Source organism: Arthrobacter melezitosi (assembly GCF_054511055.1).
In genome coordinates this window covers 1-26,147 of the sequence record NZ_JBTNDJ010000011.1, presented here as the reverse complement: position 1 = coordinate 26,147, position 26,147 = coordinate 1, and the positions used below count along the sequence as shown (strand labels likewise).

Below are 26,147 nucleotides of genomic sequence, written 5' to 3'. Positions count from 1 at the left end.
GGCCGCCCCTAGGGTGGTCCCCATGTTTCCGACCCAGCGCCCGGACCGCAGGACGGGTCTTCTCCCCCGGCTGCGCCGGACGATCCTCCGGCACCGCCGGCTGATCGCCGCCGCGCTGCTGTGCGCGGCGGCCGGAACCTGCGTCGAGGCGTTCCTGCCCCGCGGCGAACCCCTCACACCGGTGGTCGCCGCGGCCTCGGACCTCGCCATCGGCACCGTCCTTTCCGCCGGGGACCTCGACCTCGCGGCGCTGCCCCGCGCCGCCGTGCCGCCGGGCGCGTCCGGCCGGCCGGCCGAACTGGTCGGGCGGCAGCTCGCGGCGCCGCTGCGGCGCGGCGACATCCTCACCGACACCCGCCTCGTCGGCCCCGGTCTGCTGACCGGCACCGCCCCGGGGACCGTCGCGGTGCCGCTTCGCCCGGCCGACCCGTCCACCGTCCGGCTCGTTGCGGCCGGCCAGCGGGTCGACGTCGTGGTGAGCACGGGCAACGGATATGAGACGGCCGCCGAAGCGAAGGTCATCGCAAGGGACCTCGCCGTGCTGTGGGCCCCGCCGTCCGGGAAGGACTCCTCGTCGCCGTGGCCGGGCGCCCCGGCAGAGTCGGGGCTGGTGGTCGTGGCGGCATCCCCCGGGGACGCCGCTGCGCTTGCGGGGTCCTCAAGCGCCGGCGACGTCCACCTGGTCCTGACGGCCGGGCCCTGAGCCGCGTCCCGGCGGGCGGTGTGCCTCCGACGGGCGGGGTGCCTCCGGCGGGCCGGTCAGCTCCAGTGCGGCGGGCGCTGTTCCTTGAGCCATTCGTCGTTGTCGCCCTGGGAGTCCCCCCAGGCGCGGGGGTCGTCCTCGGCCGCGGTCCTGGGCAGCACGGGCTCCCCGGCGGCCTGCCCGCCGGCGGGCCGTGGTGCCCGGCCCTCGTCGGCTTCGGTCTTCCTCATGCGCAGTGCGTCCCTTCGGGTTCGGGGCGGTTCGTTTGCCTCCGGCAGGTCGAGCCCGAGTTCCCGGGCGGCCCGTTCGGCGCAGCCCTCGGGGTCGGTGAATACCTCGATGGTCCACAGCGGCATGTAGCGCCAGCCCATGCGCTCCAGCTGCTGCGGGCGCAGCCGGCTGCGCTCGCGCACCGTCATGCCGCCGTAGCGGGCCGTGCCGTCCGACTCGATGGCCAGCGGTGCCACCGGGTAGGTGCGCTCGGAGGAGGGGCCCGCGGCCGACGGGGGCCGGGTGGCGACGATGTCGAGGACGCCGTCGTAGGAGTCCTTGACCTCCGCGCCGCGGGCGCGCAGCCGTTCGACGAGGTCGGCGACCAGCGGATCGGCGTTGCCCGGGGCCTGCTTCTTGTCCGGGGCGCAGGCCGGTGCCAGTTCACTGCGCAGCAGCTCGTAGAAGTCGGCGGCGCCGCCGGTCAGCCGTTCGGGGTCAAGGTCCGCCGGCTGGAAGCACGAGAGCACGTGCAGCCTGCGGCGGGCGCGGGTCATCGCCATCACGAACCTGCGGCGGCCGTCCGGGGCGGACAGCGGACCGAAGGTGTGCAGCGCCCGGCCGTGCGGGGTCCGGCCGAAGCCCAGCGAGAAGATGATGTCGTCGCGGACCAGGCCCGCGGCACGCTCGACGGGGACCACCCGGAAGGATTCCCGGCCCGGGGCGAAGAAGTCGCTCGCCCAGGGGAAGTTGGCCATCTGCAGGCGGATCGCCTCGCCCACCCGGGCGGCGTGCCGGGGGCTGGCGGTGACGACGGCGAGGGAGAAGCTCGGGCGGTACCGGATGTGTTCGAAGACGAGGTCCACCACGCGGTTCACCTCGGCCGAGACGCTTTCGACGCCTTCCTGGTCCGAACTCGGCATGCCGGTTCCGTCCGGGAGGTATTCGACGGTCAGGCCGCGCTCGGCCCCGGAGACCTCGGAGGCCTGCGGCAGCCGCGTCAGGCGGTCCTCGTAGAAGGTTGCGCTGAGGTAGTCGCCCAGCGAGCGGTCGACGCCCCGGTAGACCATCGTCAGGGAGCGTTCGGGCAGGACGGCGCGCAGTTCCCCGTAGGCGCTGGGCAGCGGGTCGGACTCGGCGCGCGGGCGTTCGGGTGACTCGATCTCGATGCTGAAACGGGTCGGGCCGGCCAGGCGGGTATCGCCGAAGACGGCCGTCTGGCGGGCCCGGGCGATCACCGGGACGGCGCTTTGCAGGGACACGGACTCGCCGTCAAGCAGCAGCAGGCTGTCGAAGGCCGCGCCGTCGGGCAGGATCATCGGCGCCATCAGGGGGCTCACGGCCACCACCGGGAGCAGCGCTGTGGTCACGTCGGGGTGCAGGGAATTGAACACGGCAAGGGTGAGGGTGTCCTCCCGCAGGTGCGTGCGCAGCCGCTCGGCCTCCCCGGGGTGCTCGGCGATCGCCGTCCGCCACCGCTCGGCCAGGCTCCAGCGCAGGCGGGAGGCCCCGGAGGAGACATGCGCGGTGTCGGCGAGGCGGAACTCGGCCTCCAGCCGGCGCAGGCTCGATCCGTCGGACATGGCGAGGTAGTCGTCCCCGCTGATCATGGCCTCCAGTGCCGACTGCCACCAGGCCAGTTCGAGTTCATCGGCGACCCGGTCCTCGGTCACCTCGCGCGCTGCGAGGTCCTCGAGGAGTTCGCCGAGCCCGTGTTCCCTCATCTCATCGAGCAGGAGGGTCCGTTCCGGGAGTGCCTCGAGGGTTTCCCGGTCCGCCGCGAGGGCGGCGAGCCGCTTCTCGAGGTCGTCGAGTTCGCATCCGGGCAGGTCGGGGGTGCCGGAGGCGGCGCGCAGGATGCGGCTGAGTTCCTCCAGCCGGCCCTGGACGGCCTTGTAGAACGTGTTGATCTCGGCCAGGCCGGTCGGCACCGAGGGGTGGCGTTCGGTCTTGGCGTACCGCGTCCACAGGGTGCGCTGCTCCTGGACATCGATCAGGGAGGAGTGCAGGTCGGCGATGTGCACCCCGGGGCGCACGTACTCCTTGGCGACGCGCCGCAGGCGGGACCGGGTCATCGAGGTCATTTCGATGGCACGCTCGCGCCGCCAGGACGACGGCGCGGTGGCCGAGATGAGGTCGGTGACGGGCCGGTCGAAGATGTCGGGGGTGAACTTGTCGAGGCTGGCGCGCACCGCCACGAGCAGGTCGAGCTGCTCGCCCCATTCCCGGAACGTCCTGCCCAGGGTGATGTGGGAGTGCTCGGCGACGCGCAGCACCTTGGCCCGCAGCAGCGGGATGTCGCGCGCGAGGTCGGACGCCAGGGCGTGGGCGTGCTCGGTTTCCTTGCGGTTGAGCAGCTGCGCCCCGTACCAGGGGCTTTCGGTCGAGGCCTTGCTGAAGCTTCCGAGCTCCGCCGCCCGCCGGAGGCGGGTGGCCAGTTCGGCGCGGTCGGCGATGTTGTCGAGGACGCTGCGCTTCAGGCGCACCGTGGTCGAGGGGGCCGGGTCCAGCGCGGTGAGTCCGGCGAGGGACTGCATGGCCTGGTACGGGGAGCAGTTCCAGCGGCTGCGGACGTTGTGCAGCGACTTCACGTGCTCGAGGAGTTTGTGGCGGTGGCCCTTGAGGGTCTCATGCAGGCTGTCCACGGAGGGCTCGGCGGCCTTTTCGTTGCGCACGATCGCCCGGATCACACTGTCCTTGAGCTGCTGCGGGGTGACCTGGCCGTTGAGCTGGAGGACCAGCGAGCCGAGGTTGAGCGCTTCGAGGTCCTGCACGAACTCGTTGAGCGTGCCGCGGCGCTCCGCGCTGACGAGCACGCTGCGGCCCTGCCCGGCCAGCAGGGCGGCGGCGTTGAGCGCCGTCTGGGTCTGCCCGGTGCCCGGCGGGGTGGCCACGGCCACTGAGTGCCCGTCGCCGATCAAATCGAGGACGCCCTGCTGGTCCGCGTCGGCGTCGAGGATCAGCAGCTCCTCCGCCGGGTCGCGCTCATCGATCGGGCTGAAGCCGGTGTCGGGTTCGGCCACGTCGTAGGACCCGTCCCGGGCGGCCGACAGCAGCGCGGACAGCACGGCGTGGTCGGGCTGGATGGCCTCGTCCTCCACGATGTCGGCGAGGTCGGCGAAGGTCGACACGAGCAGCCGGTGTTCCACGGAGATCCCGCGCACGCCGTCGGTGAGGTGCCGCAGCCGGTCGAGCACCGGGTGCGGATCGAACCGGGCGGTTCCGTAGGCGAGCCGGGGCAGCGCCTCGGTGTCGAGGTGGATGCCCTGGATGTCGCGGAAGTGGCGCACGAGGGCCGGGTTGAGCCGCGCCTGCTCGGTCAGCTGCAGTTCGTAGTCGTCCTGGGAGGGGTGGACGGTCAGCGACATCCCCGTCAGCAGCACCGGGGCGTTGAGCGTCTCGGACCGGCCGGCGTCGTCGACGGTGCGCCAGGACGCGGTGCCGGCCGCGAGGTGGCCGACGTCGATGCCACGTTCGGTGCCCAGTTCGAAGATCTTCGCCCGCAGGGCGCGGGCGGCCGACTTCGCCGCGTTGTACTGCACGGGATCGCGCAGCAGCGTCGAGAGCCGGGTGCGCCGGCCGGCCAGGAGCTGGGCCAGGCCGGAGGGGTGCGCATGCGTCAGGTCGATGCTGGTGCCGGCCGAGGGCCGGAAGTGGAGGAGGGTGTCCCCGGAGACCTGGGGCCCGAGCTGATCGAGCCAGGGCAGCAGGAAGTCCTCAGCCGAATCCCCGGAGTCCTGCTCTGGCACGGCTGTCCTCTTCCCTGCATCGTCACGCACTGATCTTGACCAGATTGGCATATCTTCCAAGCTATCCGAAATGGCGCCGCAGCGGCCGCATAGCAACGCGGCGCACGGCAGAATCCGCTGGTCGGGAACCGGTCAGCGGCCCGGGCCTACTCCCACTCGATGGTTCCCGGCGGCTTGCTGGTCACATCGAGGACAACCCGGTTGACGCCGTCCACCTCATTGGTGATCCGGTTGGAGATGCGCGCCAGCAGGTCGTACGGCAGGCGGGACCAGTCGGCGGTCATCGCGTCCTCGCTGGAGACGGGGCGCAGCACGATCGGGTGCCCGTAGGTGCGCCCGTCGCCCTGGACGCCCACGCTGCGCACATCGGCGAGCAGCACCACCGGCATCTGCCACACCTCGGTGTCCAGGCCGGCGGCGGTCAGTTCGGCGCGGGCGATCGCGTCGGCCTTCCGAAGCAGTTCGAGGCGCTCGTGCGTCACCTCGCCGACGATGCGGATGCCCAGTCCCGGGCCGGGGAAGGGCTGGCGCCCGACGATCTCGGCGGGCAGGCCCAGCTGCGCCCCGACAGCGCGGACCTCATCCTTGAAGAGGGTGCGCAGCGGCTCCACCAGCTCGAACTGGAGGTCCTCGGGGAGTCCGCCGACATTGTGGTGGCTCTTGATGTTCGCCGCGCCCTCGCCGCCGCCGGACTCCACGACGTCCGGGTAGAGGGTGCCCTGGACGAGGAAACGGATCTTTTCGCCGTGCGCCTCGGCCTCGGCGATGATGGCCCGCTCGGCCTCCTCGAAGGCGCGGATGAATTCGCGTCCGATGATCTTGCGCTTGGTCTCCGGGTCGGAGACGCCCTCGAGCGCCTTGAGGAAGCGTTCCTGCTCGTTCGCGACGTACAGCTTGACGCCGGTGGCCGCGACGAAGTCGCGCTCGACCTGCTCGGCCTCGCCTTCGCGCAGCAGCCCGTGGTCGACAAAGACGCAGGTGAGCTGGTCCCCCACCGCGCGCTGCACGAGCGCCGCGGCGACGGCGGAATCCACGCCGCCGGACAGTCCGCAGATGACCCGGGCGTCCCCGACCTGGGCGCGGATCCGCTCGACCTGCTCCTCGAGGATGTTGCCGGTGGTCCAGTTCGGGCGGAGTCCGGCCCCGCGGAAGAGGAAGTTCTCGAGGACCTGCTGGCCGTGCCGGGAGTGCTTCACCTCGGGGTGCCACTGCACTCCGTACAGGTTCTTCTCCTCGTGGGCGAAGGCCGCCACCGGCGCGCCGGCGGTACTGGCGAGCACGTCGAAGCCGGCGGGGGCCTCCTGCACGCTGTCGCCGTGGCTCATCCACGCGTTCTGGTGCTCGGGGGTGCCGCTGAGGATCGAGCGGGCCTCGGCGGTGACGTCGGTGGAGCCGTATTCGCGCAGCCCGGTCTTCGCGACGGTGCCGCCGAGCGCTGCGGCCATGGCCTGGAACCCGTAGCAGATGCCCAGCACGGGGACGCCCGCCTCGAACAGCTCCGGCTCCACCCGCGGGGCGCCGTCGGCGTACACACTGGCGGGTCCGCCCGAGAGGATGATCGCCACGGGGTTCTTCGCCAGGATCTGCTCGGTGGTCAGGCTCGAGGGGACGATCTCGGAGTACACGTCGGCCTCGCGGACACGCCGGGCGATCAGCTGGGCGTACTGGGCGCCGTAGTCGACGACGAGGACCGGGCGGTGTTCGGTACTGGGGGGAGGTGTAGTCACGGTTCAACAATAGTCGGGGCGCCGTGCGCGCCGCACATTGGAGACGCCGGTGCCCGGCACGCCCCGGGCCCGGCCGCCGTGCGTGCCCGGAGCCGTCGGGTCAGTACCGGGGTGCCGCCTCGGGGTGGGCGGCGAGGTCCGCCTCCGCCTCCCGGTGGACGCGGCGTTCCACGATGAAGGACAGCAGCGGCACCACTCCGCCGAGGGCGATCAGCAGGAAGCGGGAGAAGGGCCAGCGGAGGAACTGCCACAGGCGGAAGTCGGCGATGAGGTACACGACGTACAGCCAGCCGTGGACGATCAGCACGGCCTTGGAGAGGTTGAAGCCGCCCGAGGCGTCGGCCTCGGTCTCGGAGAGGAACTGCAGGGCCGCCCCGCCGCCGGCGACGATTTCGGCGCCGAACCCGTACTTGGCCACCATCTCGACGACGACGAGCAGCAGCATGACGCCGGTGGCGTAGGCGAGCAGCTTGTAGAAGCCGAGGGCCGACCGGATCTGGGCGTGGGTCCCCCCGAACCTCCGTTTCGCGGCGGGCTTCGGGGAGGTGCCTTGCTTATTCACGTGTTCCTGCTTCCGTTCGGTGGGTGGCGCCGGTGGGCCGGGGGGCGCCGTCGTCGTCGGCCGGGGCCGCGGCGCCCGGCCCGTCCGCGGCGGTGTCGTCGGATGTGTCGATGAATGTGTCGTTGGGTGTGCCGTTGGGTGTGCCGCCCTCGGGGCCGTCCGGGTCCTCATGCCCATCCTCGTCCCCGTCCTCGAGGCTCCGCCGGTAGTCGTCGGCGACCAGCCGCCACCAGAGGAAGAAGGCGAATCCGGCGAAGACCACCCATTCGACGGCGTAGAAGATGTTGAGCCAGTTGACCGGGCGCTCCTGCGGCTGCGGCCCCACCTCGACGACCTCCAGCGGCGCCTGCGCCGGGACGGCCTTGCCGTCGACGGCGGTCGAGGAGGACACCACGAACGCCGCATAGGAGGGCCGGTCCCACACATTGACCAGTTCGGCGGTGGCCAGGGCGGCCACCTGCCCTTCCACCGGGTCGGCGGCCAGCGGGCCTTCGGCGGGCAGCAGGCGCCCGGTGACGGTGGCGGCGCCGGTGAGCTCGGGCACGCGCCCGGCGGCGTCGGCGTCGGGAACCCAGCCGTGCACCACGGGGATGACCACCGCTTCGGCGGCCGCGGCGCCGGTTTCCGCACCGGGAGCCGTGGCACCGTCAACGGCGAACGCCGAGATCAGCCACAGGCCCTCGCGCCCGTCCTGGAGCCGTTCGCGGACCAGGAGCCGGGTGCCGGACAGGAACTCCCCCTGCGCCGAGACCATCTGGTCGGCGGCCGCGCCCGTCAGGGGGGACCCGGGGGTGATCACCCCGGTCAGGGGGCGGACGGTTTCGGTGGCCGCGGGGGCCTGGGGTCCCTGCTGCCGGGAGTTGGAGAACTGCCACTGGCTGAGCAGCACGAAGACTGCGGCAAGGGCCATCACCAGGATCAGCGTCAGGATCCAGCGGGGCTTGAGCGCGGTCTTCAGCACCCCTTAAAGGTACTTCGCACCCGTGTAGAACAACTAATGGGGCCGGGTGTCCTCCGGGCCCGGCGGGTCCCGGCCGGGCTCCGGAGCCTGCCCGGTGAACAGCGCGATGAGTTCGTCGACCTCGTGGGCGGCGGCGACGGGGTGCCGGAAGTGCCGGTGCGGTTCGATGACGTAGTGCGTGCGCCGGCCCACCCGGATCCGGCGCAGGTACCCGGCGGTCTCCAGGTCCTTGAGGATCGACAGCGCGGCCCGGGGGCTCACCCCAACCAGCCCGGCCAGGTCCGCGACGCGCATGTCCGGATCGCCGGCCACGGCCAGCAGGACGTGGCCGTGGTTGGTGAGGAAGGTCCAGGGCGCCGACGCCGGGGACCCCCGCCGGGGCGCGTGCACCGGCGGGGGTCCCTGTCCTGCGGCCGGAGCGGCCTCCGGCGGCACGTCAGAGGGTTGAACCGCCGTCACGGCCCGATCCCTTTCCGGCGGGTTCCGGCCGCCGCCACAGCGGGTCCAGGGCGGCGGTCTCGTCCGGGTCGGCGACCCGGAACGGCGGGTTCGCCGGGGTCGGCAGGGCGTGCCGGGCCTGGCCGCGGGTGGCGATCAGGCTCGCGCCGATGGACACCGCCAGGATGGCGGCCACCACGGCCAGGGAGATCGGCGTGGGGATGTAGAAGATGTCGATCTTCAGCAGCATCTTGAGGCCCACCCAGATCAGCACCAGGGCGAGGCCGACCTTGAGGTAAATGAAGCGGTGCATCAGGTCAGCGAGCAGGAAGTACATCGCGCGCAGGCCGAGGATGGCGAAGGCGTTGGCGGTGAAGACGAGGAACACCTCGTCGGTGACCGCGAAGATCGCCGGGATCGAGTCCACGGCGAAGACGATGTCGGTGACCTCGATCAGGACGAGCACCGCCAGCAGCGGGGTGGCCAGCAGGACCCCGTTCCGGCGGACGAGGAACCGCTGGCCGTGGTAGGCATCCGTCATCGGCACAAGGCGACGGAACAGCTGAAAGGCGCGGGATTTCTCGGGCTCGAGGTGCTCGTTGCGCTGGCGGATCATCCGGTAGCCGGTGTAGAGCAGGAACGCCGCGAAGAGGTAGAGCACCCAGCCCGCGGCGGCGATGATGGCGGAACCGGCGGCGATGAAGATGCCGCGGAAGACCAGGGCGCCCAGGACGCCGAGGAACAGCACCCGGTGCTGGTACTCGCGGGGCACCGCGAAGTAGCTGAAGATGATGGCCCAGACGAAGACGTTGTCGACGGCCAGGGATTTCTCGATGAGGTATCCGGCGAAGTACTGCTGGCCGTATTCGGCGCCGTACAGCTGCCAGATCAGCGCACCGAAGCCCACGCCGAACGCCACCCACACCGCCGACCACAGGGCGGCCTCCCGGACGGCGATCACGTGGGCGCGCCGGTGGGCGAACAGGTCGATGGCGAGCATTGCCACAATGAGGCCGAGGACGGCCAGCCATGCCCAAAAGGGAACAGTCATGGGGGTTTGCCTTTCCAGTCAGAACAAAACCAACTGGAGGTCTTTCCCGGCTCCCTTGGAGAGCCTGTCCCGCCGGGCCGCTCAGGGGCGGCCGGATTGACGACGGGACATCGGGGGATACTCCCCTCCGCATAAAAATAGTGAAGCACACTTCACCTGTTGCGCACAAGGGTGCCGTGTCCCCCCGCGGCAGCGGCGTGCGCCCCGCCGGGCGGCCGCCTAGGCCCGCTGCGCGGCGCGGGCCTAGGCGGACGCGGTGAGCGCGAAGCCGAGGGCCGCCGCACCCAGGGCCCCGGCCAGGGTGCCCAGCGCCGACACCAGGGCCAGGGTCCTCCGGCCGGCCCGCAGGAGGCGGAGGGTGTCGACGCTCGCCGTGCTGAACGTCGTGTAGCCGCCGAGGAACCCCGTCCCTGCGACGAGCACGGCGGACGGCGGAAGGACGGCGGACGCGGCGAGCCCCGCGAGCAGTCCCAGCAGGAACGACCCGGTGACATTGATCAGCACCGTCCCAAGGGGGAATCCGGACCGCACCCGGGAGGAGATCATTCCATCCAGGAGGAAGCGGGCGCCGGCGCCGAGCCCTCCGGCGGCGGCCAGGGCGACCACGGTCGCATTCATGGTTTCCCCTCCGAGTGGGGTGCCGCCGTCGGCCGCGGAGCACCGGTCCCCCGGCGGCCGGGCCGCCCGGCGGCGGCTCCGCAGGCCGCCGCGGCGACGCCGAGCAGCAGCGTCGCGGCGAGGTAGAGGACGGCGGGTGCGGTCCGCCCGGCCTCGAGCAGCAGCACGGCGTCGACGGCGAGCGCGCTGTAGGTTGTGAAGCCGCCGAGGAAGCCCGTCCCGGCGGTGAGGCGCACCGCGCGCAGCCGGCCGACGTCGGGCCCCGCCGCGGCAAGGCGCTCGAGCAGCCACCCAAGCAGGAACGCCCCCGAGATATTGACCAGGAAGGTGGCAAGGGGAAAGGGTCCGGGGGCGGGCAGGAGCTGCTCGACGCCGTACCTGCTGAGGGTTCCCAGCGATCCTCCCGCCACGACCAGGAGCAGCAGGTGGAGCCGGCGGTGCGCCGGGCGGCCGGTGCTCAGGACGGGACCGGAGGGGCCTGCGGGTACTTCTCCTGCACGGCCGCCCAGTCGCCCGAGGAGGCGATCGGGTCCATCCAGAACACCTCCCACGCATGGCCGTCCGGGTCACTGAAGGTCCGCGTGCGCATGAAACCGTAGTCCTGCGGTTTGCCCTCGACGGCGCCGGCGGCCAGCGCCCGGTCGAGGAAGGCGTCGACCTCCGCCGGGTCATCGACGCTCAGGGCGTTGATGACTGCCGATGTCGCCGAGGTGTCGGCGATCTGCTTGTCGGTGAACTGCCGGTAGTGCTCGTGGCTGAGGATCATCACGTAGATGTTGTCGTTGACCTCAAGCGATCCGGCCTTCTCGTCGCTGAAGGACGGGTTCAGGGTCCAGCCAAGGGAGGTGTAGAAGGCCTTGGACCTCTCCACATCGGTGACCGGAAGGTTGATGAAAACTTTGCTGGCCATGTGCTGCTCCCCATCTCTGGTGTGCTTCAGGACCTTTACAGTGTGCGGCCGGGCCGCGCCGCCCCGCAATGCGGAATGGGCAATCCTTTCGTCCGGCCGGTTTAGGATGGCCGGGTGGAAATGTGGATCCCCCTCACCGCCGCCGTCGGCCTCGCCCTGCTCACCGCAGCGACGGCCCTGCTGCTGCGCCGTCCCCGCCCGCAGCAGGAGGCGACTCCGCGGCGCGAGGGGATCCGGTCGTCGGGCCTGGTGGTCGCGGTGCGCCCCCAGACCCACTTCGACCGCGACCGGAACAATATCCGCGTGCCGGTACGGGTCGAATACACCGACCCGCGCTCCGGGGAGCCCCGGACCGGCACCTACGTCCTGGACCGGTTCACCGCCAACATCCCCGCGCTGATCTCCCAGCCGGTGGGTGTCGCCGCCTTCGGCAGCCCGGCCCGCCCGGGCCATGCGCGCCCGGGGCCGGCCCGCCCGGAACCGGCGGCCGGCGCGCTCGACCCGGAGGCCGACGCCGAGGGTTTCCGCGCCATCCTCGACCCGATTCCCGTCGACGCCTTCATCAGCGGGCCCGCAAACGATCCGCGGGTGCGGATCGTGTTCCGCCCCTGAGGGATTCGGCGCCCGGCGCCTCGAACGGCGCCTGGCTCAGGCGCGCAGTTCCGCCTGGACCGGCCAGTGCTGGTCGCTGAGGATCACCTGGGAGCACTGCCCGGTCTCCGGGTTCAGCAGCACCGGCGCCATCAGGTTCACCGTTGTCGCCTCCCCTGCCGGCCGGGCCACCACGAGCACCTGAGATTCCTGCACGGATCCCACGCCGATCGCCTCGAGGAGTTCGGCCGAGAACCGGGGAAGGTACTCAGGCAGGTAGATCGCCGGGTCGACGACGAAGACCCGCAGCCCGCGGTCCGAGGCCGCCGTCAGGGAGAACAGCCCGTCGGCGCCGTCGATGGCGGCGAGGGTGAACTCGACGTGCGGCTCGAACCCCGGCGGCGGGGAGGTGAAGCTCACTGCGGCGCTCATCGGAGGAAATCCAGGAGGGTCGGCGAGAGCACCTTCGAGGTGACGCTCAGCGCGCCCTGATAGCTCAGGTCCTGGATCTTGAGGTTGGTGAGCATCTCGGCGAGGTCGAGGTCCTCGATGCCCGCACGCTGCTCCTCGAGGGCGGACACCTGCGTCTTGTTGGTGTCCTCGGCGTTCAGCAGCCGCGAGTGGCGCGCCCCGATCTCGGCTTGGCCGGCCGACACCCGATTGAACTGGGCGTCGACGGCGCCCAGGCGGGCGGAGGTGCTGATGCCGGCCCGGAGGTCCGCGGCGATCCCGTCGAGCAGGTCGAAGACCGAGCCCGGCCCGTTGCCGAACACGGCGGCGCCGTCGGCGTCCACGCGGATGGTCTGCCCCTCCCCCACCCGGCGCTCCACGGTGCTGCCGGGGGCGCCGGTGAACACCGGCGGGTTCCCCGTGAAGGCCGCGTCGGCGTCGGAGTTGCCCGCGAACACGCTGCGCCCGAGGAACCGGGTGTTGGCCTGGCCGAGCAGGTCCCGCTTCAGCCCCTCGACCTCGACGGCGATCGCATTGCGCGCCGCCGGGGACAGGGTTTCGTTGCCGCCCTGGATGGTGAGCTCGCGTACCCGCGTCATCAGCTTGCTGGTGTTGGACAGGGCCGAATCCAGGGCCGTGAGCCAGCCCTTGCCGTTGTCGATGTTGCGGGTGTACTGGGCGGCCGACTGCTGGTCCGCCTTGACCCGCAGCGAATCCGCCGCGGCCATGGGGTCCTGGGAGGGCCTGCTGATCCGCTTGAGGGTCATTGCGTGTTCCTGGGCCTCGGCCCGGCGCATCATGCTGGTCTGCAGGTTGCGCTGGGCGGTGTTCGTCATGGTGGAGTTGGTGACGCGGCTGAGCATTGGTTACCTTCCTACTAATCCGGTGCGGTTGATGAGGACATCGAGCATCTCGTCGATGGCCGTGATCATCCGGGACGACGCCTGGTAGGCGTGCTGGTACGTGAGCAGGCTGACGCTCTCCTCGTCGATGTCGACCGAGGACTGGGACAGCTGCTGGCTGAGGGCCGACGCGGCCGCCACCGCGGCGAGGTCCTCCCGCTGGTTGTCGGCGCGCCCGGTGACGGCCAGCGCCGTGACGAACCCGCTCCAGAGCTTGTCCGGGGAGTCCACGGCGTGGCGGATCTGCGAGATCGCGTCGGCGTTGGAGCCGTCCTTCCCGCCGGCCCCGGGCCGGCCGGTGGCGAGGTCGGCAGCGGAGGCCGCCGCGACGCGCAGTCCCTTGGCCGCCGGCAGTGCCGGGTCGAGCCGGAAGAAGTCGAGGCCGGTGCGGCCGTCGGCCGTCTCCCCGCCGCGGTGGACGGCGTTGACCGATTCCGCAAGGCGCACCGCGAAGGCGTTGTACGCTGCGGCGGCCTCGGCGATGTCGCCCCCGGCCGCCTTCCCGTTGGCGGGGGCAAGCACCGAGACCATCCCGGCGATCCTGCCGCCGTCCAGCGGGACCGCGGAGCCGGGCCGCTGCGCCCATTCGAGGCGGACCGGGGAGGCCGTGGCGTCCTCGAGCCGGTAGCCCCCGCTGACCTGCAGCGCGTTGGCGGAGTCCCCGGAGACGAGCACGTTCCCGCCCACGAGCACCTCGACGGTGCCGTCACCGAGGGGACGGACGGTGCCGCCGACGAGGGAGGCGATGTCCGCCGTCAGCTGGTTGCGCTTGTCGATCAGCTCGTTGGCCGAGGCGCCGGCGTTCAGGGCGGAGCGGATGCCGGCGTTGAGTTCGGCCACCTGGCCGGCGGCGGCGTTGACCTCCGAGGTGAGCAGGTCCAGCTGGCGACGGTCCGCGGAGAACTGCGACTCGATCTGGGTGTACCCGTGGGCGAGCTTTGCCGCCAGGGCGCCCGCCTCCTCGAGCAGCACCCCGGACGGCGCGGGCGCCCCGGCGTTGTTGGCCACATCCTGCCAGGACGTCCAGAACTTCTGCAGCGCCGCCGAGGTGCCGTTCTTGCCGGGCTCCTGCAGGATCCCCTCGAGCCCGTCGAGGGCCTTGACCCGCGCGCCGGCGAAACCGGCGTCGGCCGACGTCGCCCGGACGCGGGCATCCAGGAAGATGTCCCCGAGGCGCCGGATGCCGTTGACCTCAACACCCTGGCCGGGCGTGACGCCCGAGGCGAAAAGCCCGACCCGCGCCACCGGGCCCAGCGCCGAGGTGGAGACCCGCTGGCGGGTGTAGCCCTCGGTGGCGGCGTTGGCGATGTTCTGGCCCGTGACGGAGGAGCCCAGCCGCGCGGCGTTCAGCCCGCTCAGGGCGGTGTTCAGTGATCCGAATGTGCTGCCCACAATGCGCCCCTCATACCCTCGTGTCGATCAAGCGTGACGTGTCCACGCCGGCGGTCATGCCGCGGGCGTCGTAGGTTCCCGCCTCCGCCCGGTGGCCGGCCAGGGCCTCCTGGGTGGAGCGCGCCGCCGCGCGGAGGAACTGGGCGTTGGCGTCCCGGAGCTCCTTGATGCGTTCGGTCTGCTCCGTCATCACCTGCAGATGCCGTGAGAGGATGTCCGCCCAGGGCCCGTCCGGTGCGTGCTGCACCAGCTCGCGCAGCGTGGCGTTCTCGCCGGCGCCCCACTCGGCCGCGACCGTGAGAACTTCGACGTCGCGGGCCAGGCCGCTCGCCCGCAGCAGGGCAACGGCGCCCTCGACCTCGCGGGTGGCATGCTGCAGCCAGCGCGTCTTCCCGGCCGTGAGCAGGAGCTGCTCCTCTTCGAGCTTGAACATCAGAAGTTCAAGAAGTTCACGTTCGTGCCAGAGCTGGGCTGAAAGCTCCTGGATTCCCATAGTGCCTAAGACTCTCCTAGATTGGCTCAGCGGTCGCTTCCTGCTGCCGCACCTTACATAGGAACCATCGGCGGGACCGGAGCCGATGTAAGGCGGACGCCGCCGTCGGGCCCGTTCCCTGAGCCTTCGGAAAAAACTTTTCCCGTTTTGCTAACGCCGCCGACGGAGCCGCCGATTGTCCTTTGCGTAAGGCCCAAGGATGGGCCCGACGCTACACAACAATTCATGGAGGAATAGATCATGGGTATGCAGATCAATACCAACACCGCGGCGAACAACGCTTTCCGCGCCCTGTCCAACACGCAGAACGACCTGAGCAAGTCCCTGGAGAAGCTCTCCAGCGGCCTGCGCATCAACCGTGCTGCCGACGACGCTGCCGGCCTGTCCATCTCCGAAGGCCTGCGCTCGCAGGTCTCGGGCCTCGGGGTTGCCCAGCGCAACGCCCAGGACGGCATCTCCGTCATCCAGACCGCTGAAGGCGCACTGACCGAGGTCCACTCGATCCTGCACCGTATGCGCGACCTGGCTGTCCAGGGCGGCAACGACTCGAACAACGCACAGTCACGCACCGCGATCAAGACCGAAGCCGACGCCCTCGGTGAGGAACTTGCCCGCATCACGTCGTCCACCAACTTCAACGGCATCAAGCTCCTCGACGGCACCGCCGGCACCGCCGGTGTCATCAGCCTGCAGGTTGGCGCCGACGGCGCCGCCGACAACACCATCTCGGTGAACCTCGGTGACGCGAACGCCAGCATCAACGGCGGCGGCCCGGTCTTCTCCAGCGTCACCGGAGCAACCGGATTCGTCGTCGCCACCTCGGCCGGCGCGACGACCACGGTTGCCGCACTGGACGTGGCTATCGCCGCCGTTTCGGCACAGCGCTCGGAGCTGGGTGCTTCCCAGAACCGCCTTGAGTCCGCGGGCAAGTCCCTCGCGGTCTCCAAGGAGAACCTGGCCGCTGCCGAGTCGCGCATCCGCGACACCGACATGGCGGAGGAGATGGTCAAGTTCACCAAGGCCAACATCCTCTCCCAGGCCGGCGTTTCGATGCTCGCCCAGGCGAACCAGTCCACCCAGAGCGTCCTGAAGCTGCTCGGCTAAACCGACTGGCATCTTGACGGAGCCGCCGGTGGCAGCCGGGCGGGGCATCCCAGCCCGCCTGTGCCGCCGCCGGCGGTTCCCGTTTACCCCTTTCCCAAGATCGACGCTTCGGAGGAGAACACTCGTGGGACTTTCACTGGACGGGCTGGCCAGCGGGCTGGATACGACGGCGCTCATCAAGGCCATGATGGACATCGACCGCATCCCGCAGAACATCCTCTACAACAAATCAGTGCGCACCCAGGCCACCGTCGACGCCCTCAAGGCGCTGAACACTCGGGTCGCGGACCTCGCCGCCCTCTCGGCCGCCGCGGCCAAACCGGGCGCCCTTGCCCTCTTCAGCGCGACGTCGTCCTCGACCGCGGCGACGGCCACCGCCGGCACCGGCGCCGCCGCAGGCTCGGTTGACTTCACCATCGACCGGCTCGCCACCAAGCAGAGCTCGGTCTCGGCACCGCTCACCCAGTGGCCCGACACCTCCCTGACAATCACCGGCGCCAACGGCACCGCCGTCACCGTCACCGCCGCGTCGACGAGCCTCGACGACGTGGTCAAGGCCGTGAACGCCTCCTCCGCCAACGTCAGCGCCGTCAAGGTCTCCACCGGGGACGGCAACTACCGGCTCCAGCTCACCTCCAAGACCACCGGCGCCGCGGGGGCCTTCACCCTCTCCGGCACCGCCGGGACCTTCACCCAGATCCAGTCCGCCCAGGACGCGCAGATCACCCTGTGGAAGGGAACAGCCGCCGAGCAGCCGGTCACCTCCGGCACCAACACCTTCGCGAACCTGCAGACCGGGCTCTCCGTCACCGTCGCGGCGGTCTCGGCCGCCCCGGTCACGATCAGCGTGGCCCAGGACGCCGACGGCATCGCAGCCAAGGCCGAGGCCTTGGTCAAGGGGCTCAACGATGTGCTCGCCTACATCGCCAGCAAGCAGAAGACCTCGACCACGCCCGACGCGAGCGGCAAGCCGGTGACCAACCTCGGCGTGTTCACCACCGACAGCGCCGTCCGGACCATCGGGCAGAGCCTGCTCACGGCGGCATCGGCCCCCATCGGCGGCGTCTCCCCGTCCGAGTACGGGATCAGCATCACCAAGAACGGCACCATGGAGTTCGACCCGGCCAAGTTCAAGGCGGCCCTGGCGAAGGACCCGGCGGCCGTGGACGCCGCCGTGAAGACCATCGGTGCGCGCCTGGAGGCGGCGGGAAAGACGGCGTCGGACAAGTACGGCGGGGTGATCGCCTCGAAGATCAGCAGCGGCGAGGGCCAGGTCCGTGAACTCAACGACCAGGTCGCCAACTGGGACATCCGGCTCGCCTCGCGCGAGGCCCGCCTGAAGAGCACCTACGCGGCGCTCGAAGTGGCAATGCAGGCAATGAACGCGCAGTCCAGCTGGCTTTCGGCCCAGCTTGCCACGCTGCCGACCTCGGGAAGTGACGGGAAGAAATGATGATGAACACCTCCACCGACCAGCGCCGGAAGTACCTGCGGGAATCGGTCCTCTCCGCAACCCCGGCACGGCTGCTCACCATGCTCTACGACCGGCTCCTGCTGGACCTGGCCCGCGCCGAACAGGCCCAGGCGGCCGAGGACTGGCAGGGCGCCTCGGTGCAGCTCATCCACGCGCAGGAGATCATCACCGAACTGTCCTCATCCCTGCGCAGGGACGCCTGGGACGGTGCGGAGAACCTGTTCGGGCTCTACACCTACGTGTCGAACGCGCTGATGGCGGCCAATATGCACCGCGACATCAGGGCCACCCGCGAATGCATCACCCTGCTCGAGCCCCTGCGCCAGGCCTGGCACGAGGCGTCGGCGTCCCTCCCGGCCCAGGGTTCCTGGGATTCCGCCCGCGCCGCGGGGAGCCTCGGTGTGGCCTGACGCCGGAGGCGCCGAGGGTGCCGGCCCCCTCGGGCGGGCCGGCTGGACCGCGGCCCTCGCCGCGCTCGAGGACGTTGTCTTCGAAGCCCAGCGCGCCGCCGCCGATCCGCAGCTTTCCGCACCCTTGATCGCCCCCTGGGAACCTCCGCAGGACCTCGGCCCGATCCCGGCGGACCTCCGCGGACATGCCACCCTGGTGAATGAGGCACAGGTCGCAGCCCTGGCCGCCCTGAGCCAGGCGCGCAGCACCGTGGCCCGCCACCTCGGGGCCGTGGAGTCGGCCTCCGCCGACCTGGCCCGGCCGGGCAGCCTCGACGTCACGGGCTGAGCCGCGGGCTGCTGCGCGGGCGGCGCCTGGGCGGTACCTCTCCGCGTCCAGCGCGGCCGAAAGCGACCAGCGCACCACAAAACGACGGGCGCGCCGGAAATACCCGGCTCGGACGTCGCATTCGGGCGCGGGTGACGCTTTCTAGTCCGGCTGTCGCATTCGGGCGCGGAGGCCGCCGACGAGGACGCCGACGCCGCCGTCAGGCACCACCTGCGCTCCCCCGGCCAGTCGACGCGGGATCCGTGGGCGGATCGCCCGGCACAATTCCCCAACCCCGCGCCCATTTCTGCTAACACTTCGGGATCCCCGGCCGATAGGTATTGGTGAGCAGCCGTTGCTCACCCTCCCAGGCCGCCGACCGGCCTGCACCTCCACCTCAAGGCAGGCCGCCGTGTTTGAATCCATCACCTCCCTGGGACTGCACAGTGCGCTCGACGGGCTGGCAATGCGCCAAAAGGCCATCGCCAGCAACATCGCGAACGTGAACACCCCGGGCTACACCGCCCGACGCGTCAAGTTCGAAGAGGCCCTGACGGCCTCCGTCCGTGCCGGCAGCGGCGCGGCCCGCAGCGAGGAGCAGCGGTCGCTGGAGCCGACGAAGCTGAACGGGAACAACGTGAACCTCGATACCGAAACCCTGTCGAACATCGACACGGTGCTGCGCTACCAGTTCGCGGCCCGCGCCGTGGAGGGCACCTTCAACAATGTCCGCACCGCGATGAGGACGAACTGATGACCTTCGACGCGATCGGCATCGCCGGAACCTCCCTCACCGTGCACCGCAAGTGGCTCGACGCCGTCTCGGACAACCTCGCCAACATCAATACGGCGACCAGCACCGACGGCGCCGCCTTCCAGGCCCGCTACATCGTGGCGCAGGAGGGTGCCGGCGTCGGCGGAGTGTACGTCCGCGGCGCGGAGTTCGGCGACGCCGAGGGGCGGATGGTTCACGAGCCCGACCACCCCCTGGCCGACGAAGAGGGCTACGTCCGGTACCCCGACATCGACATGGGCGAACAGATGTCGATGCTGATCATGGCCCAGCGCGGCTACGAGGCCAACGCCGCCGTCGTCGACCGCGCCAAAACCACCTACGAAGCCGCACTGCAGATTGGAAGGTCCTGATGGCCCCCGCCCCGCTGACCCCCGTCCAGGCGATCACCGCCACGGGCTACGTGCCCGCCACCGCGCCGGTCCCCTCCACCGACGGTACGGCCTTCGCCTCGGTCCTGACCGCCGCCGTCGACAACGTGCAGGCCCTCTCCGGCGCCTCAGACACCCTGTCCCTGAAGGCCGCCAGCGGCAACCTCGACGACATCCACGACGCCACCATCGCCTCGACCCGGGCCGCCGTCTCCCTTGAACTGGTCGCCGCCGTGCGCAACAAGGGCGTCGACGCGTTCAACGAGATCATGCGGATGCAGGCCTGATGGCCACGCTCCTGCCGGCCTCGATGTCGCGCCTGGCCGGATCAGTCAGGGAGTTCTCCCTGGCCCAGAAGACCCTGGCCGTCCTCGGCGTGGCCGTCCTCGTCCTCGGCTCCGTGATGCTCACCTCCTGGCTCACCAAGCCCGCCTACACCCCCCTGTTCTCGGGGCTGCAGGCGGAGGATGCCAGCATCATCGTCGAGCAGCTGCGCACCGACGGCGTGCCCTACGAGATCACCAGCGGCGGCTCAACCATCCTCGTGCCCGAGGCCAACGTCTACGACCAGCGGCTGAAGGCCGCCTCGGCGGGCCTGCCGTCCGAGTCCACCGGCGGCTACTCGCTGCTCGACGACATGGGCGTGACCTCCTCGGAGTTCCAGCAGTCCGTCACCTACAAGCGGGCCCTCGAAGGGGAGCTCGCCGCCACCATCGAGACGATGGAGGGCGTCAAGACCGCCTCCGTGCAGCTGGCCATCCCCGAGGCGACCGTCTTCACCAAGGAAAAGGCCGACCCGACGGCCTCCGTGTTCGTCGAAACCCGCAGCGCCGAGCTCAGCGACGACCAGGTGCAGGCCATCGTGCACCTGACCTCGGCCTCCCTCGAGGGGATGCAGGCCAAGAACGTCGCTGTCATCGACTCCCGCGGCACCGTGCTGTCCGCGGTGGGCGTCGGCGCGACCGGGTCCGCTGACAAGCAGGCCTCCAACTACGAGCAGCGCGTCTCCGGGGCCGTCCAGGCGATGCTCGACCGGGTGGTCGGCCCGGGCAACGCGACGGTCGCCGTCGCCGCCGACATGAACTACGAGTCCGGGGAACGGCTAGAGGAAACCTTCACCACCCCCCAGGACGCTCCTGCGCTCAACGAATCGACGACCACCGAGACCTACACCGGGACCGGCGGCGGCAGTGCCGGCGTGCTGGGCCCGGACAACATCGCCGTGCCCGACGGCGCCGGCGGAGGCGACGGGACCTTCGACTCCGAAACCAGCACCCGGAACAACGCACTCAACAAGACCACCGAGACGACGGCGATCCCCGCCGGTTCCCTGAACCGGCAGACGGTCTCCGTGGCCCTTGACGCCGACGCCGCCCGCGGCCTCGACATCGCGGCCCTGACCGGGATCGTGAACACCGCCGCAGGCATCGACGCCGGCCGCGGGGACGCCGTCGCCGTCGAGGTTCTGCCGTTCAACACCGCCGGAGCGGACGAGGCGGCCGCGGCTCTGGCCGAGGCCAAGGAAGCCGAGGAGGAGGCCCGCAACGCCGAGCTGCTGCGCACCGGGTTCTACGCCATCGGGGCCGTGCTGCTGGTGCTCATCGTGGCGATCATCTTCGCCGTGCGGAACCGCCGCCAGCGCCGTGAGCTGATCGATCTGGGCGAACGGCCGCTGCCGGCGCCGTTCGAGCTGGACCTGCCCGCCGTCACCCCGATCGAACCCGCGCCGACCACCTCCTCGATCGGCGTCGTCCTGCCGCCGGCCCCGCTGCCGCCGGCCGAACCGGCCGCCGCCGAACTGGCCCGCAACGAGATCGAGTCCCTCGCCGCCCGCGACCCGAAGAAGACGGCCGACTACCTGCGTGACCTGATGGACGAAAAGGTCCCGGTATGAGCGAAACGGACATCGACCTCACCGGGATCCAGAAGGCCGCCGTCATCCTGATGCAGATGTCGCAGGAGCGGGCGGTGCAGGTGATGCAGCACTTCACGGAGGCCGAGGCCGAGGACGTCGCCTCGGAGATCGTCAAGCTGCGTTCGGTGAACCCCGACACCGCCGAGCGGGTCATCCTCGACTTCCACGAGGCGACCGTGCAGGGCAAGCGCCCGGCCCGGGGCGGGCGCGACTTCGCCGCGGGCCTGCTCCAGGCGTCCTTCGGGCAGGAGAAGGCCGCCGGGCTGATGACCCGGATGGCCTCCACCATGGCCGGGAAGTCCTTCGAGTTCCTCGCCAACGCGGAACCCGGGCAGCTGCTGGGCATCCTCGACGGCGAACTCCCCCAGACCATCGCCCTGGTCCTCGCCCACCTCCGCCCCGACACTGCCTCCGCGGTGCTGGCGGGGCTGGGCGAGTCCCAGCGCGCCGACGTCGCCCAGTGCCTCGCCACCATGGGCGCGGCCTCGCCCGAGGCGCTCACGATCGTCGCCGACATCCTCAAGCTCCGCGCCGGCGCCATCCTCGCGCCCCGGAAGACCTTCGAGGCCGTCGGCGGCATCCAGCCCCTCGTGGACATCATCAACCGCTCCGACGTCGCCATCGAGAAGGCCCTGCTCCAGGAACTCGAGGAGCGCGATCCGGAACTGGCCGAGGAGGTGCGCTCCCGGATGCTCACCTTCGCCGACATCGTCAAGCTCGAGCGCCGCGACATCCAGGCCATCCTGCGCGGCATCGATCCGGCCCTGCTCGCCGTGGCGATGCGCGGCGCCCCCGCCGCCGTCGTCGACACCATCCAGAAGAACGTCTCCGAGCGCAACAAGGAAATGCTCCAGGCCGAGATGAACGCCACCGGACCGGTGCGCGCCTCCCAGGTCGAGGAGGCCCGCGCCGACATCGTCCGCGCCATCCGCGCCCTCGAGGCAGAGGGCTCGATCACCGTGCGCCGCGGCGAGGAGGACGACCTTGTCTACTGAGGAAGCGTTCTCCCCCCTGGCCTACCCGTCCCTGCGCGACCCCGAACGCGAGCGCCTGGAGGCCGAAAGCCGGGTCCGCGGCCACGCCGCCGGCTATGCGGCGGGCCTCCGCGAGGCCGCCCGCGATGCCGCCGTGGCGGCCGAGAAGGCCGAGGAGGAACACCTCGCGGCGGCACGCGATGCGGCCGCCCGCGTCGAGGCGGCCCTTGGCGTGCTCCGCTCCGCCGCCTCCGCCCTCACCCGCGCCTCGGTGCCGGTCCTCGACTCGGTGGAGGACACCCTCCTGGCGGCCGCGCTGGAGCTGGCCGAGGCCGTGATCGGCTACGAATTGGCCGACGGCGAGAACTCGACGCGGTCCATCGTGGCCCGGGCCCTGGAGGCGCCCCTGCCCTTCGCCGTGCACACCGTGCGGCTCCACCCGGCCGACCTCGGGCGGCTGCGCGCCGCCGGGGCATGCCCTCCGGAGGTGCAGCTGGCCGCCGAGCCGGCCCTGGCCCCCGGGGACGCGGTGGCCGAATACGCCGACGGGTTCCTCGACGCGCGCATTAGCGCCGCCGTGGCCCGGGTCCGCGCCGCCCTCACCGGCGGTGCGGCATGAGTACGACGGCGTGGCGGCCGCACGCGGGACGCTTCGCCACCGCCCTGCGCGTGGGTGCCCCCGAGCAAGTCGGCACCGTGACCTCCGTCGTCGGGCTCGGCCTTGAGGTGTCGGGCCTGGCCGGGTCCGTGGGCGACCTGCTGACCGTCGGCGAGGGCGGCCGGGAGGTCATCACCGAGGTCGTCGCGGCGGAGGGGCTGCGGCTGCGCTGCATGCCGCTCGCCCCGGTGAGCGGCCTGGGCACCGGCCTTCCCGTCCGCGCCGCCACGGCGGCCGTCCTCGTGCCCACCGGCACCGGCCTCTTCGGCCGGGTGCTCGACGGGCTGGGCCGGCCCATCGACGGCCGGGGCCCGGTGGACGCCGACGGCTTCGTGGCCCTCGACAAGGAATCCCCCAGCGCCATGGGGCGGGCCCGGATCACCGACGTGCTCGCCACGGGGGTGCGCGCCGTCGACACCCTCACCACCATCGGCAAGGGCCAGCGGATGGGCCTGTTCGCCGGGTCCGGCGTGGGCAAGTCCTCCCTGCTGTCGATGATCGCCCGCGGCACGGACGCCGAGGTCTCGGTGATCGCGCTCGTCGGCGAGCGCGGCCGCGAGGTGCGCGAATTCCTCGAGGACGACCTGGGCGCCGAGGGCCTGGCCCGCTCCATCGTCGTCGTCGCGACCTCCGATGAACCGGCCCTGATGCGCCTGCGCGCGGCGTTCACCGCCACCCGCATCGCCGAGTCCTTCCGCGACCGGGGCGCCGACGTCGTCCTGCTGATGGATTCCCTCACCCGGGTGGCCATGGCCCAGCGCGAGATCGGCCTCTCCGTCGGGGAGCCGCCCGCCACCCGCGGCTACCCGCCCTCCACCTTCTCGGTGCTCTCCCGGCTGCTCGAGCGCGCCGGCACCGACACCTCGGGCTCGGTCACCGGGATGTACACAGTGTTGGTGGACGGCGACGACCACAACGAGCCGATCGCCGACGCCGCCCGCTCCATCCTCGACGGCCACCTCGTCCTCGACCGCCGGCTGGCCGTCGCCGGGCACTTTCCCTCGATCGACGTCCTCGGCTCCATCTCCCGGGTGGCCTCCAAGGTCAATCCCCGGGAGTACAGCGGCCTCGCCCTGACCCTGCGGAAGGTCCTCGCCGCCCGGCGCCAGGCCCAGGACCTGATCGACGTCGGCGCCTACCGCAGCGGCAGCAACCCGCTCGTTGATGCGGCGCTGGCCCACGAGAACGAGATCAACGCCTTCCTTCAGCAGGGCATGGACGACCAGACGCCGACGGCGGATGCCTGGAACCGGCTTGCCCTCCTCGCCCACTCCCTCGGAGGTATCCAATGACCCAGACCTTCCGGCTCGCGGGGCTGCTCCGGCTGCGCCAGCTCGAACAGGACGAGGCCGCCGGCGACCTGGCCGCGGCGAACAGCAGGCTTGCCGAGGCCACCGACCGCCAGGCGAAGGCCCGCACCGACCTCGAGGCCACCGTCTCGGAGGCCACCAGCCCCGAGACCCTCGCGGCGATCGCCGCGTCCCGGGCCGCGGCGCGCACCCTGCTCGCGGACCTCGAGGCCCTTGAGCACAGCCGCCGCGAGTCGGCGGAGCAGGCCCAGGCCGCGTTTTCGAGTGCCCGGGCCCGGTCGATCGGGCTGGAGAAGCTCGAGGCGAAGCACACGGTGCGCGAGGCCGCCGCGGACCTCCGGGCCGAACAGTTGTTCCTCGATGAGCTCACCTCCTCGGCCCGGCACGCCGCGCGGGGGGTCGGGCGATGAGCATGGCCACCGCCCTCGAGCGGATCCAGCAGATCCAGGGCACCCTCGGCACACTCAATTCCTCAATGGGGGCCGCGGCGTCCGCCGAGGCTCCGGGTCGCTCCGCGCAAGCCTCCCCCGCGGCGGCCGCCCAGGCGGCGGCCAATGCCTCGACCTTCGCCGAAGCCCTCTCCACCGCCGCCGGAGGTGCCGGCGCGCCGGGGATCCCCGGCATACCCGGCCTCGGCGGGGCGGCCACCCCCACCACCGGCGCCCCGGCCGGCGGATCGGCGTCGTCCGTGGAGGCCGCGGCCCGGAAATACCTTGGCCTGCCCTACATCTGGGGCGGCAACGACCCCTCCGCCGGGCTTGACTGCTCAAGCTTCGTCCAGCATGTCTTCCGCGACCTCGGCTACGAACTGCCCCGCACCACCTGGGACCAGGTCAACCAGGGCACACCCGTCGCGTCGATGGCCGACGCGCGCCCCGGCGACCTCCTGTTCACCTTCAACACCGGGCACGTGTCGATCTACCTCGGCAACGGCAAGGCCGTGGACGCACCCCAGCCCGGCTCGACGATCCAGATCCGGGACGCCTGGGAGAACGATTCGAACGTCACCGCCATTCGGCGCATCCTGCCTGCCGGCTCCTCCTTCGGGGCGGCCGCGGCGGGACCGGCCCTTGCCTCCGCGGGAGCGGGACGATGACCGGCACGGCGGTGGGCGGCGCGCGCGGAACCACCCCTGCACCCCCGTCCCAGGCGGCACGGCGCGCCGGGTCCGGCGCGGCGGAGGCCGGCGCCTTCGCCTCCGCCCTCGGCGAGGCGCTGTCCCCCCGGACGGGTGCCCGCACCGGCTCCCCGGCCGCCCTGCGCGCCGGGGACGCGGGAGCACAGGGCGCAGCACACGCCGGCCGCCTGGACCGCGCCGAGGCGCGCCGCCCCGCGGAGTTCACGCTGCCGGGTTCCCGCCCCGGGCCGCCTCCCCGTGGCGCCGCAGCCGGTGGAGCTCCTGCTCCCGGCGTCGAGGGGCGGAGCCCCGAAGGCCCCTCCGACGGCCGCTCCCCCGCCGTTGAGCGACCGGCGCCCTCCGACGGCGCGATGGCCGGCTCCGACCCCCTCATCGCCGAACCCTCCGGTGGCGTCCCCGGTGGCACCGCCGCCGCACCCGAAGGCGGCGGCCCCGCGCCCGGCACGCCAACGGCTATTCTCCTTCCCGGTGCGCCCGACGCCGCAGTCCCTGATACCGCGGCCCCCGGCACCGCCGTCCCCGGACAGGGAACTGCCGACGGGCCTGGACCGGATCAGCACGGAACCCTTCCTGCCGGACCGGCGCGCCCGGGAGCCGGCGCCGCACCGGCCACGGCCCACCCGGGATCCCCGGCCGACCCCGGATCCGCCCGGCAGGCGGCCGCCGAGGGTGCTCCCACCGGGAACACCTCGGCCGCTGGACCCGGAACCCCGGCGCAGGCAGGAACGACGCCCGCGTCTCCGGCCCAGGCACCCGGCGCGGCACTGCAGCCGGCGGGCACGGCGACGGACGTTACGCCCGGCCTGCCGACGCACGCGCCCGGTCCCGGAAGTGCCGCCGGCCCGCAGCAGGTGTCCGGGCCCGGCGCTTTCGTGCCCACCGATCCCGGGGGAAAAGAGATCCACTAGGGTGTATGACCCCACAAGCCCCCACATT

General features: G+C 71.6%; 29 protein-coding genes. 16 read left to right on the top strand and 13 right to left on the bottom strand.

Annotated features, from left to right (window positions below):
- The first annotated feature begins 22 nt into the window (after positions 1 to 22).
- Positions 23 to 703, top strand: coding sequence for an RcpC/CpaB family pilus assembly protein (locus ACX80W_RS12025; protein WP_459283570.1), 681 nt, complete (start codon positions 23 to 25; stop codon positions 701 to 703).
- A 56-nt stretch (positions 704 to 759) separates the two neighbouring features.
- Here the strand turns inward: ACX80W_RS12025 and ACX80W_RS12020 are convergent, their stop codons facing one another.
- From ACX80W_RS12020 to ACX80W_RS11980, 9 genes are all read right to left on the bottom strand, one after another.
- Positions 760 to 4,713 (bottom strand): DUF4011 domain-containing protein, encoded by a 3,954-nt coding sequence (locus tag ACX80W_RS12020; protein ID WP_459283568.1) that lies wholly within the window; start codon positions 4,711 to 4,713, stop codon positions 760 to 762.
- A gap of 95 nt (positions 4,714 to 4,808) precedes the next feature.
- Complete coding sequence (gene guaA, locus ACX80W_RS12015) at positions 4,809 to 6,389, bottom strand: glutamine-hydrolyzing GMP synthase (RefSeq protein ID WP_459283566.1); 1,581 nt, start codon at positions 6,387 to 6,389, stop codon at positions 4,809 to 4,811.
- A 100-nt stretch (positions 6,390 to 6,489) separates the two neighbouring features.
- Positions 6,490 to 6,951 carry a DUF3817 domain-containing protein gene (locus tag ACX80W_RS12010; protein ID WP_459283564.1) on the bottom strand — a complete coding sequence of 154 codons (462 nt, stop codon included), beginning with the start codon at positions 6,949 to 6,951 and terminating at the stop codon, positions 6,490 to 6,492.
- Positions 6,944 to 7,912: an SURF1 family protein gene (locus tag ACX80W_RS12005; RefSeq protein ID WP_459283562.1), complete on the bottom strand. Its 969-nt coding sequence runs from the start codon at positions 7,910 to 7,912 to the stop codon at positions 6,944 to 6,946. The genes ACX80W_RS12010 and ACX80W_RS12005 overlap by 8 nt, the downstream gene beginning before the upstream one ends.
- A gap of 33 nt (positions 7,913 to 7,945) precedes the next feature.
- The gene (locus ACX80W_RS12000) at positions 7,946 to 8,371 is read right to left on the bottom strand and encodes a winged helix-turn-helix domain-containing protein (protein ID WP_459283560.1); all 426 of its coding nucleotides are present in this window, start codon (positions 8,369 to 8,371) and stop codon (positions 7,946 to 7,948) included.
- Entirely contained in the window at positions 8,349 to 9,401 is a 1,053-nt protein-coding gene (locus ACX80W_RS11995; protein ID WP_459283558.1) for a TerC family protein, read from the bottom strand. The genes ACX80W_RS12000 and ACX80W_RS11995 overlap by 23 nt, the downstream gene beginning before the upstream one ends.
- A gap of 243 nt (positions 9,402 to 9,644) precedes the next feature.
- On the bottom strand, positions 9,645 to 10,019 hold the full coding sequence (gene crcB / locus ACX80W_RS11990; RefSeq protein WP_459283556.1) for a fluoride efflux transporter CrcB: 375 nt from the start codon (positions 10,017 to 10,019) through the stop codon (positions 9,645 to 9,647).
- Positions 10,016 to 10,429 carry a fluoride efflux transporter FluC gene (locus ACX80W_RS11985; protein WP_459283554.1) on the bottom strand — a complete coding sequence of 138 codons (414 nt, stop codon included), beginning with the start codon at positions 10,427 to 10,429 and terminating at the stop codon, positions 10,016 to 10,018. The genes crcB and ACX80W_RS11985 overlap by 4 nt, the downstream gene beginning before the upstream one ends.
- 47 nt (positions 10,430 to 10,476) lie before the next feature.
- Positions 10,477 to 10,929 carry a VOC family protein gene (locus tag ACX80W_RS11980; RefSeq protein ID WP_459283552.1) on the bottom strand — a complete coding sequence of 151 codons (453 nt, stop codon included), beginning with the start codon at positions 10,927 to 10,929 and terminating at the stop codon, positions 10,477 to 10,479.
- Positions 10,930 to 11,043: 114 nt separating this feature from the next.
- On the opposite strand from ACX80W_RS11980, the gene ACX80W_RS11975 reads away from it, so the two are divergent.
- Positions 11,044 to 11,541: a hypothetical protein gene (locus ACX80W_RS11975; RefSeq protein ID WP_459283550.1), complete on the top strand. Its 498-nt coding sequence runs from the start codon at positions 11,044 to 11,046 to the stop codon at positions 11,539 to 11,541.
- Positions 11,542 to 11,577: 36 nt separating this feature from the next.
- On the opposite strand, the gene fliW is transcribed toward ACX80W_RS11975, so the two are convergent.
- The 4 genes from fliW to flgN are packed head-to-tail and all read right to left on the bottom strand — an operon-like array spanning position 11,578 to position 14,757.
- Entirely contained in the window at positions 11,578 to 11,952 is a 375-nt protein-coding gene (fliW, locus tag ACX80W_RS11970) for a flagellar assembly protein FliW (protein ID WP_459283548.1), read from the bottom strand.
- A complete protein-coding gene (flgL, locus tag ACX80W_RS11965) occupies positions 11,949 to 12,833 on the bottom strand; it encodes a flagellar hook-associated protein FlgL (protein WP_459283546.1) in 885 nt (294 codons plus the stop codon). The genes fliW and flgL overlap by 4 nt, the downstream gene beginning before the upstream one ends.
- Before the next feature lie 3 nt (positions 12,834 to 12,836).
- On the bottom strand, positions 12,837 to 14,264 hold the full coding sequence (gene flgK, locus ACX80W_RS11960; protein WP_459283544.1) for a flagellar hook-associated protein FlgK: 1,428 nt from the start codon (positions 14,262 to 14,264) through the stop codon (positions 12,837 to 12,839).
- A gap of 10 nt (positions 14,265 to 14,274) precedes the next feature.
- On the bottom strand, positions 14,275 to 14,757 hold the full coding sequence (gene flgN, locus ACX80W_RS11955) for a flagellar protein FlgN (protein WP_459283542.1): 483 nt from the start codon (positions 14,755 to 14,757) through the stop codon (positions 14,275 to 14,277).
- Between the two features lie 240 nt (positions 14,758 to 14,997).
- On the opposite strand from flgN, the gene ACX80W_RS11950 reads away from it, so the two are divergent.
- The 14 genes from ACX80W_RS11950 to ACX80W_RS11885 all read left to right on the top strand — a co-directional run bounded on the left by ACX80W_RS11950 (position 14,998) and on the right by ACX80W_RS11885 (position 26,119).
- Entirely contained in the window at positions 14,998 to 15,861 is an 864-nt protein-coding gene (locus ACX80W_RS11950) for a flagellin N-terminal helical domain-containing protein (protein ID WP_459283540.1), read from the top strand.
- 124 nt (positions 15,862 to 15,985) lie between these two features.
- Entirely contained in the window at positions 15,986 to 17,314 is a 1,329-nt protein-coding gene (gene fliD / locus ACX80W_RS11945) for a flagellar filament capping protein FliD (RefSeq protein ID WP_459283538.1), read from the top strand.
- Between the two features lie 2 nt (positions 17,315 to 17,316).
- The gene (gene fliS / locus ACX80W_RS11940; protein WP_459283536.1) at positions 17,317 to 17,745 is read left to right on the top strand and encodes a flagellar export chaperone FliS; all 429 of its coding nucleotides are present in this window, start codon (positions 17,317 to 17,319) and stop codon (positions 17,743 to 17,745) included.
- Complete coding sequence (locus ACX80W_RS11935) at positions 17,735 to 18,073, top strand: hypothetical protein (protein ID WP_459283534.1); 339 nt, start codon at positions 17,735 to 17,737, stop codon at positions 18,071 to 18,073. Before fliS ends, ACX80W_RS11935 begins: the two co-directional genes overlap by 11 nt.
- 391 nt (positions 18,074 to 18,464) lie before the next feature.
- The gene (gene flgB / locus ACX80W_RS11930) at positions 18,465 to 18,806 is read left to right on the top strand and encodes a flagellar basal body rod protein FlgB (RefSeq protein ID WP_459283532.1); all 342 of its coding nucleotides are present in this window, start codon (positions 18,465 to 18,467) and stop codon (positions 18,804 to 18,806) included.
- Positions 18,806 to 19,198: a flagellar basal body rod protein FlgC gene (locus ACX80W_RS11925; RefSeq protein WP_459283530.1), complete on the top strand. Its 393-nt coding sequence runs from the start codon at positions 18,806 to 18,808 to the stop codon at positions 19,196 to 19,198. The genes flgB and ACX80W_RS11925 overlap by 1 nt, the downstream gene beginning before the upstream one ends.
- Complete coding sequence (fliE, locus tag ACX80W_RS11920; RefSeq protein ID WP_459283528.1) at positions 19,198 to 19,503, top strand: flagellar hook-basal body complex protein FliE; 306 nt, start codon at positions 19,198 to 19,200, stop codon at positions 19,501 to 19,503. Before ACX80W_RS11925 ends, fliE begins: the two co-directional genes overlap by 1 nt.
- Positions 19,503 to 21,110, top strand: a complete 1,608-nt coding sequence (gene fliF / locus ACX80W_RS11915; protein WP_459283526.1) for a flagellar basal-body MS-ring/collar protein FliF — start codon at positions 19,503 to 19,505, stop codon at positions 21,108 to 21,110. The genes fliE and fliF overlap by 1 nt, the downstream gene beginning before the upstream one ends.
- A complete protein-coding gene (fliG, locus tag ACX80W_RS11910; RefSeq protein WP_459283524.1) occupies positions 21,107 to 22,126 on the top strand; it encodes a flagellar motor switch protein FliG in 1,020 nt (339 codons plus the stop codon). The genes fliF and fliG overlap by 4 nt, the downstream gene beginning before the upstream one ends.
- On the top strand, positions 22,116 to 22,724 hold the full coding sequence (locus ACX80W_RS11905; protein ID WP_459283522.1) for a FliH/SctL family protein: 609 nt from the start codon (positions 22,116 to 22,118) through the stop codon (positions 22,722 to 22,724). Before fliG ends, ACX80W_RS11905 begins: the two co-directional genes overlap by 11 nt.
- Positions 22,721 to 24,055 carry a FliI/YscN family ATPase gene (locus ACX80W_RS11900; protein ID WP_459283520.1) on the top strand — a complete coding sequence of 445 codons (1,335 nt, stop codon included), beginning with the start codon at positions 22,721 to 22,723 and terminating at the stop codon, positions 24,053 to 24,055. The genes ACX80W_RS11905 and ACX80W_RS11900 overlap by 4 nt, the downstream gene beginning before the upstream one ends.
- Positions 24,052 to 24,483 (top strand): flagellar export protein FliJ, encoded by a 432-nt coding sequence (locus tag ACX80W_RS11895; protein ID WP_459283518.1) that lies wholly within the window; start codon positions 24,052 to 24,054, stop codon positions 24,481 to 24,483. The genes ACX80W_RS11900 and ACX80W_RS11895 overlap by 4 nt, the downstream gene beginning before the upstream one ends.
- Positions 24,480 to 25,169: a C40 family peptidase gene (locus ACX80W_RS11890; protein ID WP_459283516.1), complete on the top strand. Its 690-nt coding sequence runs from the start codon at positions 24,480 to 24,482 to the stop codon at positions 25,167 to 25,169. The genes ACX80W_RS11895 and ACX80W_RS11890 overlap by 4 nt, the downstream gene beginning before the upstream one ends.
- Complete coding sequence (locus ACX80W_RS11885; RefSeq protein ID WP_459283514.1) at positions 25,166 to 26,119, top strand: hypothetical protein; 954 nt, start codon at positions 25,166 to 25,168, stop codon at positions 26,117 to 26,119. Before ACX80W_RS11890 ends, ACX80W_RS11885 begins: the two co-directional genes overlap by 4 nt.
- The last annotated feature ends 28 nt before the right edge of the window (positions 26,120 to 26,147 follow it).

Coding starts and splice junctions, on each gene's coding strand:
- ACX80W_RS12025 (WP_459283570.1), top strand. CDS start 23: ATGTTTCCGACCCAGCGCCCGGACCGCAGGACGGGTCTTCTCCCCCGG.
- ACX80W_RS12020 (WP_459283568.1), bottom strand. CDS start 4,713: ATGCCAATCTGGTCAAGATCAGTGCGTGACGATGCAGGGAAGAGGACA.
- ACX80W_RS11995 (WP_459283558.1), bottom strand. CDS start 9,401: ATGACTGTTCCCTTTTGGGCATGGCTGGCCGTCCTCGGCCTCATTGTG.
- crcB (WP_459283556.1), bottom strand. CDS start 10,019: ATGAATGCGACCGTGGTCGCCCTGGCCGCCGCCGGAGGGCTCGGCGCC.
- ACX80W_RS11980 (WP_459283552.1), bottom strand. CDS start 10,929: ATGGCCAGCAAAGTTTTCATCAACCTTCCGGTCACCGATGTGGAGAGG.
- fliW (WP_459283548.1), bottom strand. CDS start 11,952: ATGAGCGCCGCAGTGAGCTTCACCTCCCCGCCGCCGGGGTTCGAGCCG.
- flgL (WP_459283546.1), bottom strand. CDS start 12,833: ATGCTCAGCCGCGTCACCAACTCCACCATGACGAACACCGCCCAGCGC.
- flgN (WP_459283542.1), bottom strand. CDS start 14,757: ATGGGAATCCAGGAGCTTTCAGCCCAGCTCTGGCACGAACGTGAACTT.
- ACX80W_RS11950 (WP_459283540.1), top strand. CDS start 14,998: ATGGGTATGCAGATCAATACCAACACCGCGGCGAACAACGCTTTCCGC.
- fliS (WP_459283536.1), top strand. CDS start 17,317: ATGAACACCTCCACCGACCAGCGCCGGAAGTACCTGCGGGAATCGGTC.
- ACX80W_RS11925 (WP_459283530.1), top strand. CDS start 18,806: ATGACCTTCGACGCGATCGGCATCGCCGGAACCTCCCTCACCGTGCAC.
- fliE (WP_459283528.1), top strand. CDS start 19,198: ATGGCCCCCGCCCCGCTGACCCCCGTCCAGGCGATCACCGCCACGGGC.
- fliF (WP_459283526.1), top strand. CDS start 19,503: ATGGCCACGCTCCTGCCGGCCTCGATGTCGCGCCTGGCCGGATCAGTC.
- fliG (WP_459283524.1), top strand. CDS start 21,107: ATGAGCGAAACGGACATCGACCTCACCGGGATCCAGAAGGCCGCCGTC.
- ACX80W_RS11900 (WP_459283520.1), top strand. CDS start 22,721: ATGAGTACGACGGCGTGGCGGCCGCACGCGGGACGCTTCGCCACCGCC.
- ACX80W_RS11895 (WP_459283518.1), top strand. CDS start 24,052: ATGACCCAGACCTTCCGGCTCGCGGGGCTGCTCCGGCTGCGCCAGCTC.
- ACX80W_RS11890 (WP_459283516.1), top strand. CDS start 24,480: ATGAGCATGGCCACCGCCCTCGAGCGGATCCAGCAGATCCAGGGCACC.
- ACX80W_RS11885 (WP_459283514.1), top strand. CDS start 25,166: ATGACCGGCACGGCGGTGGGCGGCGCGCGCGGAACCACCCCTGCACCC.